18 protein-coding genes are annotated in these 17,093 nt (G+C 53.5%); 9 read left to right on the top strand and 9 right to left on the bottom strand.

From position 1 onward, the window contains the following. The first annotated feature begins 194 nt into the window (after positions 1–194). A complete protein-coding gene (locus ENTMO_RS0118185; RefSeq protein WP_029485167.1) occupies positions 195–1,490 on the top strand; it encodes an MFS transporter in 1,296 nt (431 codons plus the stop codon). Here the strand turns inward: ENTMO_RS0118185 and ENTMO_RS0118180 are convergent. The 6 genes from ENTMO_RS0118180 to trxC all read right to left on the bottom strand — a co-directional run bounded on the left by ENTMO_RS0118180 (position 1,487) and on the right by trxC (position 7,207). Beyond that, positions 1,487–1,810 carry a YfiM family lipoprotein gene (locus tag ENTMO_RS0118180; RefSeq protein ID WP_010434103.1) on the bottom strand — a complete coding sequence of 108 codons (324 nt, stop codon included), beginning with the start codon at positions 1,808–1,810 and terminating at the stop codon, positions 1,487–1,489. The genes ENTMO_RS0118185 and ENTMO_RS0118180 overlap by 4 nt on opposite strands. Before the next feature lie 45 nt (positions 1,811–1,855). Continuing rightward, positions 1,856–3,208: a CDP-diacylglycerol--serine O-phosphatidyltransferase gene (pssA, locus tag ENTMO_RS0118175; RefSeq protein ID WP_237702340.1), complete on the bottom strand. Its 1,353-nt coding sequence runs from the start codon at positions 3,206–3,208 to the stop codon at positions 1,856–1,858. After that, on the bottom strand, positions 3,189–3,236 hold the full coding sequence (locus ENTMO_RS26715; protein WP_214594211.1) for a hypothetical protein: 48 nt from the start codon (positions 3,234–3,236) through the stop codon (positions 3,189–3,191). The genes pssA and ENTMO_RS26715 overlap by 20 nt, the downstream gene beginning before the upstream one ends. Before the next feature lie 84 nt (positions 3,237–3,320). Beyond that, entirely contained in the window at positions 3,321–5,984 is a 2,664-nt protein-coding gene (locus ENTMO_RS0118170) for a bifunctional acetate--CoA ligase family protein/GNAT family N-acetyltransferase (protein ID WP_010434099.1), read from the bottom strand. Between the two features lie 35 nt (positions 5,985–6,019). Next, on the bottom strand, positions 6,020–6,718 hold the full coding sequence (gene tapT / locus ENTMO_RS0118165) for a tRNA-uridine aminocarboxypropyltransferase (RefSeq protein ID WP_010434096.1): 699 nt from the start codon (positions 6,716–6,718) through the stop codon (positions 6,020–6,022). Between the two features lie 69 nt (positions 6,719–6,787). Continuing rightward, positions 6,788–7,207: a thioredoxin TrxC gene (gene trxC, locus ENTMO_RS0118160; protein WP_010434094.1), complete on the bottom strand. Its 420-nt coding sequence runs from the start codon at positions 7,205–7,207 to the stop codon at positions 6,788–6,790. 204 nt (positions 7,208–7,411) lie between these two features. Here trxC and ENTMO_RS0118155 point away from each other — a divergent pair, with 204 nt between their 5' ends. Then, positions 7,412–8,542 (top strand): tRNA/rRNA methyltransferase, encoded by a 1,131-nt coding sequence (locus ENTMO_RS0118155; RefSeq protein ID WP_010434092.1) that lies wholly within the window; start codon positions 7,412–7,414, stop codon positions 8,540–8,542. A 39-nt stretch (positions 8,543–8,581) separates the two neighbouring features. On the opposite strand, the gene ung is transcribed toward ENTMO_RS0118155, so the two are convergent. Next, positions 8,582–9,271, bottom strand: coding sequence for a uracil-DNA glycosylase (ung, locus tag ENTMO_RS0118150; protein ID WP_010434090.1), 690 nt, complete (start codon positions 9,269–9,271; stop codon positions 8,582–8,584). Between the two features lie 313 nt (positions 9,272–9,584). On the opposite strand from ung, the gene grcA reads away from it, so the two are divergent. Then, complete coding sequence (gene grcA / locus ENTMO_RS0118145) at positions 9,585–9,968, top strand: autonomous glycyl radical cofactor GrcA (RefSeq protein WP_008502190.1); 384 nt, start codon at positions 9,585–9,587, stop codon at positions 9,966–9,968. Between the two features lie 53 nt (positions 9,969–10,021). Here the strand turns inward: grcA and srmB are convergent, their stop codons facing one another. After that, positions 10,022–11,350, bottom strand: a complete 1,329-nt coding sequence (gene srmB / locus ENTMO_RS0118140) for an ATP-dependent RNA helicase SrmB (RefSeq protein WP_010434087.1) — start codon at positions 11,348–11,350, stop codon at positions 10,022–10,024. Between the two features lie 132 nt (positions 11,351–11,482). Here srmB and trmN point away from each other — a divergent pair, with 132 nt between their 5' ends. After that, positions 11,483–12,220, top strand: a complete 738-nt coding sequence (trmN, locus tag ENTMO_RS0118135) for a tRNA(1)(Val) (adenine(37)-N(6))-methyltransferase TrmN (RefSeq protein ID WP_010434085.1) — start codon at positions 11,483–11,485, stop codon at positions 12,218–12,220. On the opposite strand, the gene nadB is transcribed toward trmN, so the two are convergent. Continuing rightward, positions 12,205–13,824 (bottom strand): L-aspartate oxidase, encoded by a 1,620-nt coding sequence (gene nadB, locus ENTMO_RS0118130; RefSeq protein WP_010434083.1) that lies wholly within the window; start codon positions 13,822–13,824, stop codon positions 12,205–12,207. The genes trmN and nadB overlap by 16 nt on opposite strands. A 364-nt stretch (positions 13,825–14,188) precedes the next feature. Between nadB and rseD the strand changes: the two genes are divergently transcribed. Genes rseD through rseC form a run of 5 tightly spaced genes read left to right on the top strand, consistent with a single transcriptional unit; the run spans position 14,189 to position 16,934 of the window. Next, on the top strand, positions 14,189–14,254 hold the full coding sequence (gene rseD / locus ENTMO_RS26710) for a rpoE leader peptide RseD (protein WP_226348011.1): 66 nt from the start codon (positions 14,189–14,191) through the stop codon (positions 14,252–14,254). Next, the gene (gene rpoE, locus ENTMO_RS0118125) at positions 14,251–14,826 is read left to right on the top strand and encodes an RNA polymerase sigma factor RpoE (RefSeq protein WP_010434081.1); all 576 of its coding nucleotides are present in this window, start codon (positions 14,251–14,253) and stop codon (positions 14,824–14,826) included. Before rseD ends, rpoE begins: the two co-directional genes overlap by 4 nt. Before the next feature lie 31 nt (positions 14,827–14,857). Beyond that, positions 14,858–15,508, top strand: coding sequence for an anti-sigma-E factor RseA (rseA, locus tag ENTMO_RS0118120; RefSeq protein ID WP_010434079.1), 651 nt, complete (start codon positions 14,858–14,860; stop codon positions 15,506–15,508). Beyond that, positions 15,508–16,461, top strand: coding sequence for a sigma-E factor regulatory protein RseB (gene rseB / locus ENTMO_RS0118115; protein ID WP_010434078.1), 954 nt, complete (start codon positions 15,508–15,510; stop codon positions 16,459–16,461). Before rseA ends, rseB begins: the two co-directional genes overlap by 1 nt. Continuing rightward, positions 16,458–16,934 (top strand): SoxR-reducing system protein RseC, encoded by a 477-nt coding sequence (gene rseC, locus ENTMO_RS0118110; protein WP_010434077.1) that lies wholly within the window; start codon positions 16,458–16,460, stop codon positions 16,932–16,934. The genes rseB and rseC overlap by 4 nt, the downstream gene beginning before the upstream one ends. Positions 16,935–17,093 lie beyond the last annotated feature (159 nt).

Below are 17,093 nucleotides of genomic sequence, written 5' to 3'. Positions count from 1 at the left end.
TACCGAAAGGTGCGGGGTTTTTTGCTTTTGGATTTTCTCTTAATTAGCCTTTCTCCTAATCGCTTATCCTGCTAATGGAATGTGTGATCTTCATCGCAATGTCTGTTATAACAAAATTATAACATTTCATTTACGAGGCGATCGAGTCTTTCTGGACTCAACACGCCGCTGTTTATGGCTGGAGCATAATCACAATGACAGAAAGCATTGCATCAAACGGGACGCTGGCTAACAGTGATACCCGCAGAAGGGTATGGGCAATCGTCAGTGCCTCTTCAGGGAATCTTGTTGAATGGTTCGACTTTTACGTCTACTCATTCTGTTCACTCTATTTCGCACATATCTTCTTTCCTTCGGGAAACACCACAACGCAGTTGCTACAAACGGCAGGGGTATTCGCTGCAGGATTCTTAATGCGGCCAATCGGTGGCTGGCTGTTCGGTCGCATTGCGGATCGTCGTGGTCGTAAGGCATCCATGCTGATCTCGGTTTGTATGATGTGCTTTGGCTCGCTGGTGATCGCCTGTTTGCCAGGGTATGAAACGATTGGTACATGGGCACCGGCGCTACTTTTGCTGGCTCGCTTATTCCAGGGGCTATCAGTCGGGGGCGAATACGGTACCAGCGCGACTTACATGAGTGAGATTGCACTGGAAGGCCGTAAAGGTTTTTACGCCTCATTCCAGTACGTCACGCTAATTGGTGGTCAACTGTTGGCCATCCTTGTCGTGGTGATCCTGCAGCAGATTTTGACGGATGAACAGCTTCACACCTGGGGATGGCGGATTCCTTTCGCCATGGGCGCTGTACTGGCTATCGTCGCACTTTGGCTGCGTCGTCAGTTAGATGAGACCTCTCAGAAGGAAGTCAGAACGCTGAAGGAGGCAGGAACATTCAAAGGGTTATGGCGCAACCGCAAGGCTTTCCTGATGGTACTGGGCTTTACTGCGGGCGGCTCTCTCAGTTTTTACACTTTCACCACTTATATGCAGAAGTATCTGGTGAACACTACAGGTATGCATGCGAATGTCGCCAGCGTTGTCATGACGGTGGCTTTATTTGTTTTTATGCTCATACAACCGCTCATCGGAGCGCTCTCGGATAAGATGGGTCGACGTACGTCGATGCTCATTTTTGGCGGATTATCTGCATTATGTACCGTTCCCATTTTGACTGCGCTTCAGCATGTTTCCTCACCGTATGCGGCATTTGCGCTGGTGATGGTGGCAATGGTGATCGTTAGTTTCTATACCTCGATCAGCGGCATACTTAAGGCGGAAATGTTCCCGGCTCAGGTTCGTGCGCTGGGGGTTGGGCTTTCGTATGCAGTGGCGAATGCGATTTTTGGCGGGTCTGCGGAATACGTTGCCCTGTCGCTAAAATCATGGGGCAGTGAAACAACGTTTTTCTGGTATGTCACGGTGATGGGGGCTCTGGCTTTCATCGTGTCCCTGATGCTGCACCGCAAGGGTAAAGGTATTCGGCTTTAATAATGCGCCATCTGCCATACGGCATAGCCGGTCGTTGCGCCGGCGACATCCCAGGCAAAATCTTTCCAGCTCCAGCCGCTCCCTGCGGGGCGGCTGTCCCAAAGCTCTTTTGATGCTCCAAGGCTTACTGAGAACATCAGGCCGATTGCCGCACTCCGATCCCTGCTGTATCCCTGATGTTGCGCATACTCATTACCGGCAGCGGACAACATGGCAGAAGCGATAAAGTGTTGGGCTTTATCCTGACCCGACCAGCTATCGTTAGCCATGTGGCTACATCCTGTCAGGCACAAGAGGGCGAATAAGAGGGGGATGCGCATTAACGAACTCCATAAAAAAGCCCTGCTAATGACAGGGCCTGAACATTACAGAATACGGCTGATAAGGCGGTCTATCCGGATCCGACGTAAACGACGAATAAGTTTACGGACCTTCACAGGATAATCGGCAATGCTTTGCAGATCGCGGTAATGGCGAACGACAGTAGTATGAGTACGAATCAATTCCAGCTCGCGCTCGCGTTTCGCGGCTAATTCATGCTGCGGATCGTGGATCAAAATGGCATTTTCCAGATCCAGGCGCCAGGCGCGTGGATTCAGGTTATTGCCTGTTAGCAGCATCCACTCATCGTCGACCCACATACCTTTAAGGTGATAGCTGTTGTCTTCCTCTTTCCAGAGACGCACAACCAGTTGGTCGGTATTCACATAGTACTGCAAACGGCTCAGGAATCGACGCAGGTTGATCTCATAGAGATAAGGTAACGCGCCGATAATCTTGAACGGCTGATCTTCCGGAATGAAGAAGTCGTTTGCCGTTTTATCCCCGACAATGATTTCCACTTTTTTACCATCACGCAGCAGCTGGATAATATTGCGAACCAGCACCGCGGGAAGGTTAAAGTACGGCGTGCAGATGGTCAGTTTCTGTTCCGCACACGGCATTAAATGGAAAATGGTCTTGTTCAGCAGGCTCGATTTGCCTAAACCAACGAGTGGCGTAACGGAAAGCTCTTCGTTATTGGCATCGCCCTGAAAATGATACACCGCATCGCGCAGCTCCTGACGGAAAGTGCGAACATCGTTTTTGATTTCGGGGCTTTTAGGTCGATGGGGATCGTCGAGACGGTTCACGCCACGGCCATGGACCAGGTGTCTGTCAACCCAGTTAAACATGATATCCGCCATCTGCGCATTGCGAATCAGATGGTAGCGGTCATAGCGATATTTATCGAGCTGATGGAGATAAACGTCATTCAGACTCGCGCCACTGTAGAGGACGCTATCATCAATAATGAAGCCTTTGAAATGCAGAACGCCGAGTGCTTCACGGGTATTGACCGGTACGCCATAAACCGGCACATCGACGCCAGGGTTCTCCTGCGCCGTACGGCAATACCAGTCAGCATTCGTGTTAGACGCCGCCGCACCAATGCGGCCGCGCTGTGCACGGTGCCAGTCGACCAGAACGCGAACATCCAGCTCCGGACGTTGACGCTTAGCTTCATAGAGCGCGTTCAGGATCGCGCGCCCGCCTTCATCTTGTTCAAGATACAGCGCCACAATACAAATACGTCGCGTAGCGCTGGCGATCTTTTCCAGGATCGTCTCCCGAAAATGAGCGGGAGCGTAAAAGAACTCTACATCATCAACTGACTGAGAAATCTTCGGTAGTTGAGCAAGGTGTTGTTGATGTTTATTACGCTTGAATTTTGACAACATCACAGTGCGTTTCTTCTCTGTTCATTGAAGGGTTGTCTGTAGCATGCAAACAACATAAGCGGACAATGATACCCCAGTGCTATCAAAAGTGGGTAACATTTCCAGTAGGTTACTCTTGTTTATCTGCTGATGTCAGGGGGAGGGACAAGGCCACAATCCCTTCGTCCAGTTGAACATCCACGTCAAAACCCAGTTTGCGCGCCAGAGTGACCATACCGCGATTGTTGGGCATAGTAATGCCATTCAGGCGTAGCAATCCGTGATCTCGCGTATAACTGATGAGTTTTTCCAGCAGCCGTCTCCCCAGGCCCAGGCCTTTCAAATCAGAGCGTACCAGCACGGCAAACTCCGCATCGATATTATCCGGATCCGAAATAGCACGCGTCACGCCAAGGATCTCATCACTCTGCCCGGAACGCCGTACGGCCACAAACGCCATTTCTCGATCGTAGTCGATCTGCGTCATATTGGCTAAATCATCATGAGTGAATTCATTGATCTCGCTAAAGTAGCGGTAGTAAAGATCTTCTTTGGTCACCTGAGAGATGAACGTGCGTAGCTGCGGCTCATCTTCCGGCAGAATAGGGCGGAAGAGCGCGCGTTCGCCGTTTTTCATCTCCACCCATTCTTCGAGGTGTAAAGGATAAGGGCGGATCGCCAGACGGCTCTCTCTGTCTCCTGTGAATGGCGCAATATCCAGCGTGACATCCAGCGCGATAAACTCATTGCCGGAGGCGAGCAGCGGGTGAATATCCAACCGCTGAATCTCGGCACAATCCACAATCAGGTTTGAGACCTGCACCAGGAACTGGCTTAATCCGGCAATATCAAGCGGGCGCAGGGCACTCCGGCCACGGATTTTTTTGCTCTTTATCGCCTGTATTATCAGATAGCGTGCCAGATTCATATTCAATGGCGGTAATGCCACCACCGCCTGCTCTTCAGGTCGCCAGTCAACGCCGCCTTCACCCAGCATAATCAGCGGCCCAAAGACCGGATCGTGCTCAACCACCACGCGTAGCTCCTGGGCGCCTGCCCGGTTAGCCATGCTTTGCACGAGAAGGCCGTGGATCCTGGCCTGCGGCCAGGCCATTTTGGCGCGGTCGAAAATGGCATCTGCAGCTTGCTGCACTTCCGCTGCCGTGCGTAAGTACAACATTACGCCCTGAACATCCGACTTATGTGGGATATCCGGAGAGCGAAGCTTCAGGGCAACCGGGTAGCCAATTTGCTCAGCAATATGGACGGCTTCCGCGCTGTCGCTGGCGATCCATGTCGGCAGCGTTTGCATGCCGTAACTGCCGAGAACGGGCTGTACCTCATGCGTGTCGAGCGAGGTCGCCCCCTCTTCGATAGCCTGCAGCAGCAGTCGGTGGACGTCGACGGCATTCGCAGTCAGGTTACCTGGTATAGCCGGGGTTTCACGCAGTTGCTTTTGGTTACGACGGTATTCCACCATATGCATAAATGCGGTGATAGTGCCTTCTGGTGTGCGATACGTCGGCAACCCGGCTTCACTGAACAGCCGTCGTGCCTCCTGAGAGGAAAATTCACCGCACCAGTTGGTGAGCACGGTAACGTATTTGCCGCGCGGATGATTACGCACAGCGTCAATGAGCGTCCGAGCGCTTTCAGTACCAGGCGCAACCGCACTGGGCGAGTGGATGATCATGAGCGCGTCGAAATCCTGGCTGTCCAGCAAAATTGAAATAGCCTTTATATAGCGCTCGCTGCTGGCGTCATCGCGTAAATCCAGCGGGTTGCCTGGTGCGACGCTGACGGGTAATGCCTCACGCAGATGTTGCAGCGTATCTTCGCCGAGCGTAGCCAGCTTGCCGTTGCGTAGCCAGAGCTCATCCAGTGCCAGCGCTGCAGGTGCCGCCCCATTGCTGACAATCATTAGCTTTTCGCCGCGTAACGGACGCATATGGCTCAGCGTCTCAACGGCGGAAAAAAGCTCGTGGGTATCCTGCACCCGAAGTAAACCGGCACGCTGGATCGCGGCATCCCACGCGGGATCCATACCTGAATGCGAATTCAGCAGACGCTGCGCCGCCGGGCTACGCCCACTTTTGATGACCAGGATCGGTTTATTGCGCGATGCGCTACGCGAAGCTGACACAAAACGACGGGCATCGCTTAAGTGCTCAAGGTAGAGAAGAATCGCGCTGGTTTTACTGTCTCTGGCCAGAAAATCCAGCAGTTCATCTACGTCGATATCGAGGCTATCACCCAGAGCGATGAAGTAGGAGAATCCCATCTCACGTTGCTGCGCCCAGTCGAGAATGGTGTTCGATACGGCTGCCGACTGCGAGATAAAGGCCAGTTTTCCTTTGCGGATAGGCACCGGGGAGAAGCTGGCGTTCAGTCCTTGCCATGGTGCGAGCAGTCCCAGACTGTTTGGCCCCAGAATACGCATCTGAAAGCGACCGGCACAAGCCAGGAGTTCTGGCTGCTGTTCAGGAGGTGAGGAGAGGATAATGCAGGTTTTGCACCCTTTTTGGCCAAGTGACTCCAGTAAGTCCAGATTCCGTTTCGCATGCGTACAGATGATGGCGAGGTCGGGAACGAAGGGCAGGCTCTGAATATCTGGCCACGCAAGCACGCCCTGAACGGCCTTATAAGCAGGGGTGACGGGCATAACAGGGCCATTAAAGCCGCCAGCCAGCAGGTTACGCATCATCAGGTAACCCGCACGATCCGGCTTCATGGAGGCGCCAATAACGGCAATGGATTTAGGTCGTAGTAGCGCTTCTAACCCTCGCTGGCTCATGCAACTCTCCTGTGAATGCAAGCGGCCTGATGATTTTAAACGCTTTCTGCCTCGACTGCTGTGACGCTGCCCTTATGAACGGTTTTTCCTGCCAGGTAACGCTCGCGGAAACAGGAAAAATGGCTGCCTAACGCGCTGGCGGCCAGGGTATCTCCGGCCAGATCCAGAAGCGCAATTGCCACTTCCGCCGTACAATATTGTCCGTCAGCATGGGCTTCACGCAGGCGATAGGCCGAGACGCGAGACAAATCGACCGAAATCACCGGTAAAGCATCCAGATAGGGGCTTTTGCGGAACATTTTTCGCGCTTCGGTCCAGGTGCCGTCCAGCATAATAAACAGCGGCGGTTTACCGGATGGCGGCGCAGAAAGAACCTGGCGCTGTTCTCCCGCGTAGGACGCCGGGAAAACCACCATTGGCTGATAGTCGGGGTTTGTGACTAAATCGAGCAGTGCCTGAGGGGGTTCTGTACGAGACCATTGAAACGCGGCGGTATTCGGTAAAATATCGGCGATAAGACGCCCCGTATTGCTGGGCTTCATCGGCTCGGTATCGAACATGACGAGACAAAAACGGCTTTCTGCCGTACTCGGGGTAAGCGTCTCGCAGAGGCAAACTTTCAGCGGCAGCAGGCAGCGCTGACGGCGGAGGATACGGTTGCCACGGGCAAGGAACGGGCGCGTGGCGCGCGCAAGGCGTTCGGCGCGTAATTGTAGAACAGCGTTATCAGTCATGGGCGAAATGCAGGAAAAACCCTATTTTCGCAGAGGCGAGAACGGGGCACAAGATGTGCCCCGCGATTGTTACAGCGACTCGTTTAACCAGCTTTCAAATGGTGCCTTCGGAACTGCGCCGTTGAGCATGTCGATCACTTCACCATTTTTGAAAATCATAATGGTCGGGATGCTGCGAATACGAAAACGTGCGCTCAGTTCGCGCTCGGCTTCGGTGTTCACCTTAACGAAACGCATTTTTCCACTACGCTCTTCGGCCACGTCTTCGAAGATCGGCGCAAAGCTGCGGCAGGGGCCGCACCACGGTGCCCAGAAATCGACCACCACAGGAAGATCGTCCTTGAGGAGTTTGTCCAGCGTAGCACCCGTCGCGTTAATGACATCGCCATCAAATAATTCAGGGCCACAACGTCCGCATTTCGCACCATCTTCCATCCGATCGTCCGGAATGCGATTAAGAGCCTGACAGTTGGCACATACGGTATTCATAACTAACCTCTGATAGAGCCGTGGAACAGCGGCAGAACGCCGATAATGTTTCTAATATGTTACATATTATCAATGAGCCTGTTTGAAACAACAATGCGTTTTATTCAATGAGAACAATAGTCACAGGCTTTTGTACGAAATTATGGCTATGCGCTGGCACATCGGGTAATCTGCGCGCTTCGCGCAGCGCTGGTGGAGAAAAGCATGAACGACGAAATGAAAAACAAAAGCGGCAAGGTCAAAGTGATGTATGTCCGCAGTGATGATGACTCTGATAAACGCACCCAAAATCCGCGTACCGGAAAAGGTGGTGGGCGTCCGGCGTCTTCTCGTGCAGACGGTGGCCGTCGCCCCGCCCGCGATGACAAAAATACCCGCGGTGATGACCGCAAACGTGACGATCGCAAACGCGATGACCGTCCGCGTTCCGACCGCCCACGTAATGACCGTCCACGCGACGATCGTCCGCGTGATGACTTCTCACGCGATAACGCCTCACCGTGGCGCACCGTTTCTCGCGCTCCTGGCGATGAGACGCCAGAAAAAGCCGATCACGGCGGTATCAGCGGTAAGAGCTTTATCGACCCGGAAGTGCTGCGCCGTCAGCGTGCGGAAGAGACCCGCGTATATGGCGAGAATGCCTGTCAGGCCCTGTTCCAGAGCCGTCCTGAGTGTATCGTCCGCGCCTGGTTTATCCAGAGCGTGACTCCGCGCTTCAAAGAAGCGCTGCGCTGGATGGCCGCGAACCGCAAAGCCTACCACGTTGTGGATGATGCCGAGCTGACCAAATCGTCCGGTACCGAACACCACGGCGGCGTTTGCTTCCTGATCAAAAAACGTAACGGCACCACCGTGCAGCAGTGGGTCAGCCAGGCGGATGCCGATGACTGCGTGCTGGCGCTGGAAGATGTGGGCAACCCGCACAACCTGGGTGCGATGATGCGTAGCTGCGCGCACTTTGGCGTGAAAGGCGTACTGTTGCAGGATGCCGCGCTGCTGGAATCCGGTGCCGCGATCCGTACTGCGGAAGGCGGAGCCGAGCACGTACAGCCGATCACCGGCGACAGCGTTCTGGATGCCCTTGAGCAGTTCCGTAAAGCGGGCTATTCCATCGTGACCACCTCGAGCCACGCCGGTACGCCGCTGTTTAAAGCGACGTTGCCACGTAAGATGGTGTTGGTGTTAGGTCAGGAACGCGATGGTCTGTCTGATGCGGCGCTCTCCAGTGCGGATCTGAGCGTCTCTATTGACGGGACAGGCAATGTGGAAAGTCTGAACGTTTCCGTTGCAACCGGCGTGCTGCTGGCTGAATGGTGGCGTCAGAATAAGGCATAAGCCTCTTATGTGCCGGGCCTGACCCGGCACATTCAAATCCTACTCGCTCTCTGCCGGTAACACAGGCATCCAGTCAATTGGCGTTTCGCCACGTTTTTCCAGCCATTCATTCGCCAGAACAAAATGATTACTGCCAAAGAAACCGCGATGAGCAGACAGCGGTGACGGGTGCGGTGCTTTCAACACGTGATGACGCTGACGGTCAATAATCGCCCCTTTCTTCTGCGCGTGAGAACCCCAGAGTAAAAACACCACCCCTTCGCGATGCTCGTTGATCAGGCTGATGACTTTATCGGTAAAGGACTCCCATCCAAGGCTGGCGTGCGAGTGCGCCTGGCCCGCGCGCACGGTCAGGACGGTGTTCAGTAGCAGCACACCTTGATGCGCCCAGCTTTCCAGGTAGCCGTGGTTTGGCCGGGTAAACCCGGGCACGGTTCCCTCAAGCTCTTTATACATGTTGAGCAGAGAAGGGGGGATAGCCACGCCCGGACGTACGGAAAACGCCAGCCCATGCGCTTGCCCTGGGCCGTGATAGGGATCCTGACCCAAAATAACCACTTTTACATCGCTCAGTTCGGTATAGCGAAAGGCGTTGAACACATCTTTCTGCGGCGGGTAAATCGTCTGTCCGGACTGGCGCTCAGCAGCAACGGTTCTGAGTGTATTGATAAAATAAGGCTGCTGCTTTTCTTCTGCCAGCACGTCATGCCAGGTTAAAGGTGTCGTCATCTCGCTCTCCTGCGAATCTCAATCTGTGACTAGCTTACCTGTTTAACCCCGGTGAGCAAAATTACACGCTGAAATGTGCGCTAAGTGGCTAAATTTATTTTGAAAAGATGCAGGGCAAGTTGAATTGGTAAGGCTGTGAAATTGATCTAAAACAATAAATTCAAACCACACTCTTTATGTGGTTGGTGTTTTTGTTGATTTAAATCAATAAATCACCGAGGTGTGAATGATATATATACACACAAGAAACAATGGTTTTACCAATTGGCCGCGAGAGGCCGACATCAGTTAATGTAGCCTAGGGAGGCAACACATGATTACAGGTATCCAGATTACTAAAGCTGCAAATGACGATCTGCTCAACTCTTTCTGGCTGCTGGACAGCGAGAAAAACGAAGCGCGCTGTGTCGTAGCGAAAGCGGGTTTTGCAGAAGACGAAATCGTGCCAGTGAGCAAACTGGGCGAAATCGAATACCGTGAAATCCCAATGGAAGTGAAACCAGAAGTGCGCGTTGAAGGTGGTCAGCACCTGAACGTTAACGTGCTGCGTCGCGAAACGCTGATGGATGCCGTTGAGCACCCTGAAAAATACCCACAGCTGACCATTCGTGTGTCGGGCTATGCGGTACGCTTCAACTCACTGACTCCAGAGCAGCAGCGCGACGTTATTGCCCGTACCTTTACTGAAAGCCTGTAAGGGTTTCAGCCACGGGGGTGGAATAAAAAAGCCGGGAAATTTCCCGGCTTTTTTTACTCTTCAGTTTTCGTTTCTGGCGCGGCAGCGCTTGGCTTGCGACGTTTACCAATATTTTTGGTGTCGCGGTGGCGTTGCTTAACGCGCGGCTTCTCTTTTTCTTTCTCTTTTCTCTCAGCACGTTTCGCGAGCGCTTTTTTGGACGGCTTGCCCGTCATTTTTTCGCTCGGCGCACGGGTGGTCGGGCGAAGCTCATCAATGACGCGCGCTTTCAGCGGCTCATCAACATAGCGGCCAATCTTCTGCAGCAGCAGGTAGTCATGCGCTTCAACCAGTGAAATCGCAATCCCTTTGCGGCCCGCGCGGCCGGTACGGCCAATACGGTGCAGATAGGTATCTCCGCTGCGCGGCATATCGAAGTTAATGACGTGGCTCACGTCAGGGATGTCGATCCCGCGTGCGGCAACGTCAGTCGCAACCAGAACGTTCACGCGACCGTCGGTCAGACGCTTAATGCCTTCAGTTCGCTTGATCTGCGCCATCTCGCCTTCGAGATAGCAGTTGTTGATCCCGGCGTTACGCAGCATTTCCGCCAGCTCGTGCACGCGCTCGCGCTTGCGCACAAACACGATTGTGCGCAGAGCATCTTCCTGCTTCAGCAGGTGTTTCAGCAATTCGACCTTGTGCTCAAGGTTATCCGCGCGGTAGTACCACTGGTGGATCTTCTTACGCTCACGGGTGGACGGCGTCGCCGAGACTTCCGCCGGATCTTCCAGCAGACGCTCTGCGAAGTCTTTGATCGCTTCCCCTTCGAGCGTGGCAGAGAACAGCATTGTCTGGTTACGCCAGCGCGTTTCACCCGCAATGTGTTCAATATCCTGCGCGAAGCCCATGTCCAGCATGCGGTCGGCTTCATCCAGGATCAGCGTTTCAACCGCGCGGCAGTCGAAGTTCTCTTCTTTGATGTACTGCAGCAGGCGGCCGGTCGTCGCAACGACGATGTCCTGGTTTTCGCTGAACACTTCGGCGTGGTTCATGTACGCAACGCCGCCGGTGATGGTGGCGATATCAAGATGAGTATTTGCCGCGAGTTCACGCGCGTGATCGGCAACCTGCATTGCCAGTTCGCGCGTAGGCGTCAGAATTAAAATACGCGGTGGGCCTGATTTTTTACGCGGGAAATCGAGCAGGTGCTGCAAGACAGGCAGCGAGTAGGCTGCTGTTTTCCCCGTGCCGGTTGGCGCAGAACCGAGCACATCGCGGCCCTCAAGCGCAGGCGGAATGGCCGCGGCCTGAATGGCGGTCGGGCGTGTAAAGCCTTTGCTCCCAAGTGCATTGAGCAGGCTTTCATCGAGTTCAAGTTCGGAAAAAGTCGTTACAGTCATGTTCTACCTCTGTGTGGGGCGCTGATTATAGACGTTACGGCTGTAATCTTCATCTGTTTGTATGGATATCGCTTTTCGACCACTTCGCTTTCCCCTATGCTACTCCAGTTTCACTTAGAAGGTTGCCCTGACATGTCTCAACTCAAAGCGCAGCTGCGCCGCGATGGTTTTACGTTTAAGCAGTTTTTTGTGGCGCACGATCGCTGTGCGATGAAAGTTGGTACAGACGGTATTTTACTGGGTGCCTGGGCACCTGTCGCAGGTGTTAAGCGTATTCTTGATATCGGTACGGGCAGCGGGCTGGTGGCGTTGATGCTGGCGCAGCGCACGGAAGAACATGTCACCATTGATGCCGTCGAACTGGATGCGCAGGCCGCAGGGCAGGCGAGTGAAAATGCTGCGGAATCCCCCTGGGCGCTACGCCTTTCCGTTGAGTGTGCGGATATTCTTGCCTGGGCGCCTGAGCAAACTTCACGTTACGATCTCATTGTCAGTAACCCTCCTTACTACGAACCCGGCGTGGAGTGCGGTACAGCCGAGCGCGAACGGGCTCGTGATACCGGTTCACTCGATCATAAGGCGCTGTTAACCAGTGCGGCTGAGCTGATCTCTGAAGAAGGTTTTTTCTGCGTGGTACTGCCAGAAAGTACCGGCAATAACTTTATTGAGATTGCCCGGGAGATTGGCTGGAATCTGCGTTTACGCACCGACATTTCGGACACTGAAGGGCGGTTGCCGCATCGTGTATTGCTGGCACTCTCACCGAAAGAAGGGGAGTGTTTCAATGACAGAATGGTCATCCGTGGGCCAGACCAGCGTTACTCCGAAGATTACACAGCTCTGACCCAGGCGTTCTATCTGTTTATGTGAGCGTGAGGAGACAAGACCGACGGGCCGGACGCTTCCAGCTGATCGGGATAGTCCAGGGTGTAATGCAGCCCGCGACTCTCTTTACGCATCATTGCGCAGCGAACGATAAGCTCCGCAACCTGTACAAGGTTGCGCAGTTCCAGCAGGTTATTGGAGACGCGGAAATTGGCGTAATACTCATCAATCTCCTGCTGTAGCATCGTGATGCGGCGCAGGGCGCGTTCAAGACGTTTTGTCGTCCGTACAATCCCAACGTAGTCCCACATAAACAGCCGCAGTTCGTGCCAGTTATGCTGGATAACAACCAGTTCGTCCGGATTTTCTACACGACTTTCATCCCAGGCTGGCAAATGCTCTGTTTCACGTGCATACGGCATACGGCTGGTAATATCCTCTGCTGCAGACCATCCGTATACCAGACACTCCAGCAGCGAGTTTGAGGCCATGCGGTTCGCGCCGTGCAGGCCGGTATAACTCACTTCTCCAATGGCGTACAGGCCATCCACGTCGGTGCGGCCGTGATCGTCAACCATCACGCCACCACAGGTATAGTGGGCTGCAGGCACAATGGGCACCGGATTGCGGGTCAAATCGATGCCCAGGCCCAGCAGTTTTTCATAAATCATCGGAAAGTGCTGACGAATGAACTCAGCTGGCTTATGGCTGATATCCAGATACATGCAATCCACGCCAAGACGTTTCATTTCATGGTCGATTGCGCGAGCGACAATATCGCGCGGGGCCAGTTCGTCCCTCGCATCAAAGTCAGGCATAAAGCGGGAGCCGTCGGGACGCTTCAGGTAAGCGCCTTCTCCGCGCAGGGCTTCCGTCAGCAGAAAATTACGCGCCTGAGGATGGAACAGGGCTGTTGGATGGAACTGATTGAACTCAAGGTTCGCCACGCGACAACCGGCACGCCAGGCCATGGCTATACCGTCTCCGGAGGCAATGTCCGGGTTAGTCGTGTACTGATACACCTTAGAGGCACCGCCTGTCGCCAGGACGACCGCTTTTGCCCGGCAGGTTTCCACCTTCTCTTTATTACGATTCCACACCCAGGCGCCGACGACGCGTCGCGTGCCCGGTAGACCAATTTTATCGGAGATAATCAGGTCAACCGCATTGCTACGCTCAAGGACGCGAATATTAGGATGGCTAAGCGCTTTACTGACCAGTGTGGTTTCAACCGCTTTTCCGGTCGCGTCTGCCGCATGAAGGATCCGACGATGGCTATGTCCGCCTTCACGGGTCAGGTGGTAGCTCTCTTCACCGTTAGGCTGGACGTGGGTATCAAACAGCACCCCCTGATCGATAAGCCACTGTACGCAATGTCGGGCGTTGCTGGCGACAAACTCTGCGGCATGTTCATCCACAATCCCCGCCCCGGCAATGAGGGTGTCTTCAACGTGTGAGGCAATGCTGTCCGTTTCATCAAACACGGCCGCAATCCCGCCTTGCGCATAGAAAGTTGAACCCTCGCTCATCGGGCCCTTACTCAAGACGATCACGTTCTGGTGCTCAGCAAGGCGCAGCGCAAGGGAGAGACCAGCAGCACCGCTGCCGATGATCAGTACATCACAATGAAGTTCTGGCGTTGTGTTCATGATGTTTGTTTAATTTACTAAACAGTGTTTGGCCAGAATAGCACCTGACTGAGACGTTTCGCACGTTTTTTTTGTATGTTGTTATGGTGACTAAACGTAAAGTCAGAGCTAAACAAGAGGTAAATGAACGAAAAATATTTTGCGAAGCAGATCGTTAGCTTCAGATTTTGTGGTGAAATAAAGCCGGTGTTGCGTTACTCTTCTGACGATAAAGTTGATGATTCTTGTCAGAAAGTGGGTGCGTATCGTGATCAGACTTATAATGAGAGAAAATGATCGGTCTGCGGCGCGATGAACAAAAACAAAAGCGTGACGGAACTTATTGAAGAATAGACGCTCTAAGCCAGTGCTTGCTCAAAGTACAATGCTGTTAGAGTGGCGTTTCGATAGCGCGTGGAATTTAGGTTTGGGGAGACATTACCTCGGATGAGCGAGCAGTTAACGGACCAGGTCCTGGTTGAACGGGTCCAAAAGGGAGATCAGAAAGCCTTTAACCTACTGGTGGTTCGCTACCAGCATAAGGTGGCGAGTCTGGTTTCTCGCTATGTCCCCTCGGGAGACGTTCCTGATGTGGTACAAGAGTCTTTTATTAAGGCCTATCGTGCGCTGGATTCATTCCGGGGAGATAGTGCTTTTTATACCTGGCTGTATCGCATTGCCGTGAATACAGCAAAAAATTATCTGGTCGCTCAGGGCCGTCGTCCGCCTTCTAGTGATGTGGACGCAATCGACGCCGAAAACTTCGAAAGTGGCGGCGCGTTGAAAGAAATTTCGAACCCTGAGAACTTAATGTTGTCAGAAGAACTGAGACAAATCGTTTTTCGCACGATCGAGTCGCTCCCGGAAGATTTACGCATGGCAATTACGTTACGGGAGTTGGATGGCCTAAGCTATGAAGAGATAGCGGTCATCATGGATTGTCCGGTCGGCACGGTTCGTTCACGAATTTTCCGTGCGCGAGAAGCAATTGATAATAAAGTTCAACCGCTTATCAGGCGTTGACGATAGCGGGATACTGGAAAAGGTATTAGGCATGCAGAAAGAACAACTTTCCGCTTTAATGGATGGTGAAACGCTGGATAGTGAGCTGCTCAATGAGCTGTCTCATTCTCCCGAAATGCAAGAGACCTGGGAGAGCTATCATCTCATCCGTGACACCCTACGTGGTGATACCGGCGAGGTTCTCCATTTCGATATCTCGGCTCGCGTCATGGCGGCCATCGAGAACGAGCCAGTACATCAGACCACTCCGCTGATTCCTGAAGCTCAGCCCGCGCCTCACCAGTGGCAGAAAATGCCGTTCTGGCAAAAGGTGCGTCCGTGGGCCAGCCAGCTTACCCAAATGGGTGTGGCTGCTTGCGTATCGCTTGCAGTTATCGTTGGCGTCCAGCACTATAACACTCAGTCTGAAGCCAATCAGCAACCTGAAGCGCCAGTGTTTAATACACTGCCGATGATGGGCAAAGCCAGCCCGGTTAGCCTGGGCGTACCGGCAGATGCTTCCGCAAGCGGCGGTCAGCAACAGCAGGTACAAGAGCAGCGCCGTCGCATCAATGCGATGTTGCAGGATTATGAGTTGCAGCGTCGTCTGCACTCCGAACAGCTTCAGTTTGAGCAGGCACAAACCCAGCAGGCTGCTGTGCAAGTGCCCGGAAACCAAACTTTAGGAACGCAATCGCAGTAATGAAGCAACTTTGGTTCGCCATGTCTCTGATGACAGGTAGCCTGTTCTTCTCTGCCAACGCCTCGGCTGATGTTTCATCCGGGGCGTTGTTGCAGCAAATGAATCTGGCCAGCCAGTCACTCAATTACGAGTTGGCATTTATCAGCATTAATAAGCAGGGCGTCGAATCGTTACGCTATCGCCATGCCCGTCTTGATAACCAGCCGCTCGCCCAGCTTTTACAGATGGATGGTCCACGTCGGGAAGTGGTTCAGCGTGGCAATGAAATCAGCTACTTTGAACCTGGCCTGGAACCTTTCACTCTGAATGGCGACTATATCGTTGATTCCTTGCCATCGCTTATCTATACCGATTTCAAGCGTCTTGCGCCTTTCTACGATTTTATCGCGGTCGGCAAAACTCGCATCGCCGACAGACTCTGCGAGGTTATCCGCGTTGTGGCCAGAGACGGTACGCGTTACAGCTACATCGTCTGGATTGACGCGGAAACCAAGCTGCCAATGCGCGTTGACCTGCTCGACCGTGACGGTGAAACGCTGGAACAGTTCCGCGTCATCTCCTTCAGCGTGAATAATCAGGTGGGCAATAGCATGCAGAATCTGGCCAAAGCCAGCCTGCCGCCGCTGCTTTCTGTTCCTGCCGGTGATTCTGTGAACTTCAACTGGGTTCCTTCCTGGATCCCGCAAGGATTTAGTGAAGTCTCCAGTAGCCGTCGCCAGTTACCGACCATTGAAACGCCGGTCGAATCGCGTCTTTATTCAGATGGTTTGTTCAGCTTCTCGGTGAACATCAACCGTGCAACGGCAAACAGTTCAGAACAAATGCTTCGTACCGGGCGCCGTACGGTGAGTACCACGGTACGTGATAACGCCGAGATCACCATCGTCGGGGAATTGCCGCCGCAAACGGCGAAGCGCATTTCCGACAGCATTAAATTCAGGGCTGCGCAATGATTAAAGAGTGGGCTACGGTCGTATCGTGGCAGGATGGCGTTGCGCTGGTGAACTGTGACGTAAAAGCATCATGTAACAGCTGTGCGTCCAGAGCAGGTTGCGGCAGTCGCGTGCTCAACAAGCTGGGGCCGCAAACGTCGCATACGATCGCCGTCCCGAGCGAACAGCCGCTGGTGGCAGGGCAGAAGGTGGAACTGGGCATCGCAGAAGGCAGTCTGTTGACCTCCGCGATGCTGGTTTATCTCTCCCCTCTGGTTGGTTTGTTTGTTATGGGCGGTATTTTCCAGACGTTGTTTGGCACCGATGTGGCTGCCATGTGTGGTGCTGCACTGGGTGGCGTAGGTGGATTTTGGCTTGCCAAAGGCCTGTCGCCAAAGCTCGCTGCACGAGAAGAGTGGCAACCCGTTATCCTCAATGTTGCACTTGCGCCTGACCAGCTTCGTGTCGAGACGCTCTCTTCTGAAGCCCGGTGATCCACCGGGCTTTATCATTATTTACATCTCAAAAAAGAAAACGCCGTTTCTTCGCGCTATGCTTGGCTCTAAGTGCATTTCCAGGTTGCGGGGATGTAGTGTAGAATGCTGCGTTTTCGCACTGAAAAACGTCAGGCTAAGAACAGCGGCCTCCAGGAA

It is taken from the genome of Enterobacter mori LMG 25706, from assembly GCF_000211415.1.
Classification (GTDB): domain Bacteria; phylum Pseudomonadota; class Gammaproteobacteria; order Enterobacterales; family Enterobacteriaceae; genus Enterobacter; species Enterobacter mori.
Note: the sequence above shows the minus strand (reverse complement) of the source record. Positions and strands in the feature narration are given on the sequence as shown.

Coding starts and splice junctions, on each gene's coding strand:
- ENTMO_RS0118185 (WP_029485167.1), top strand. CDS start 195: ATGACAGAAAGCATTGCATCAAACGGGACGCTGGCTAACAGTGATACC.
- ENTMO_RS0118180 (WP_010434103.1), bottom strand. CDS start 1,810: ATGCGCATCCCCCTCTTATTCGCCCTCTTGTGCCTGACAGGATGTAGC.
- ENTMO_RS0118170 (WP_010434099.1), bottom strand. CDS start 5,984: ATGAGCCAGCGAGGGTTAGAAGCGCTACTACGACCTAAATCCATTGCC.
- tapT (WP_010434096.1), bottom strand. CDS start 6,718: ATGACTGATAACGCTGTTCTACAATTACGCGCCGAACGCCTTGCGCGC.
- trxC (WP_010434094.1), bottom strand. CDS start 7,207: ATGAATACCGTATGTGCCAACTGTCAGGCTCTTAATCGCATTCCGGAC.
- ENTMO_RS0118155 (WP_010434092.1), top strand. CDS start 7,412: ATGAACGACGAAATGAAAAACAAAAGCGGCAAGGTCAAAGTGATGTAT.
- ung (WP_010434090.1), bottom strand. CDS start 9,271: ATGACGACACCTTTAACCTGGCATGACGTGCTGGCAGAAGAAAAGCAG.
- grcA (WP_008502190.1), top strand. CDS start 9,585: ATGATTACAGGTATCCAGATTACTAAAGCTGCAAATGACGATCTGCTC.
- srmB (WP_010434087.1), bottom strand. CDS start 11,350: ATGACTGTAACGACTTTTTCCGAACTTGAACTCGATGAAAGCCTGCTC.
- trmN (WP_010434085.1), top strand. CDS start 11,483: ATGTCTCAACTCAAAGCGCAGCTGCGCCGCGATGGTTTTACGTTTAAG.
- nadB (WP_010434083.1), bottom strand. CDS start 13,824: ATGAACACAACGCCAGAACTTCATTGTGATGTACTGATCATCGGCAGC.
- rpoE (WP_010434081.1), top strand. CDS start 14,251: ATGAGCGAGCAGTTAACGGACCAGGTCCTGGTTGAACGGGTCCAAAAG.
- rseA (WP_010434079.1), top strand. CDS start 14,858: ATGCAGAAAGAACAACTTTCCGCTTTAATGGATGGTGAAACGCTGGAT.
- rseB (WP_010434078.1), top strand. CDS start 15,508: ATGAAGCAACTTTGGTTCGCCATGTCTCTGATGACAGGTAGCCTGTTC.
- rseC (WP_010434077.1), top strand. CDS start 16,458: ATGATTAAAGAGTGGGCTACGGTCGTATCGTGGCAGGATGGCGTTGCG.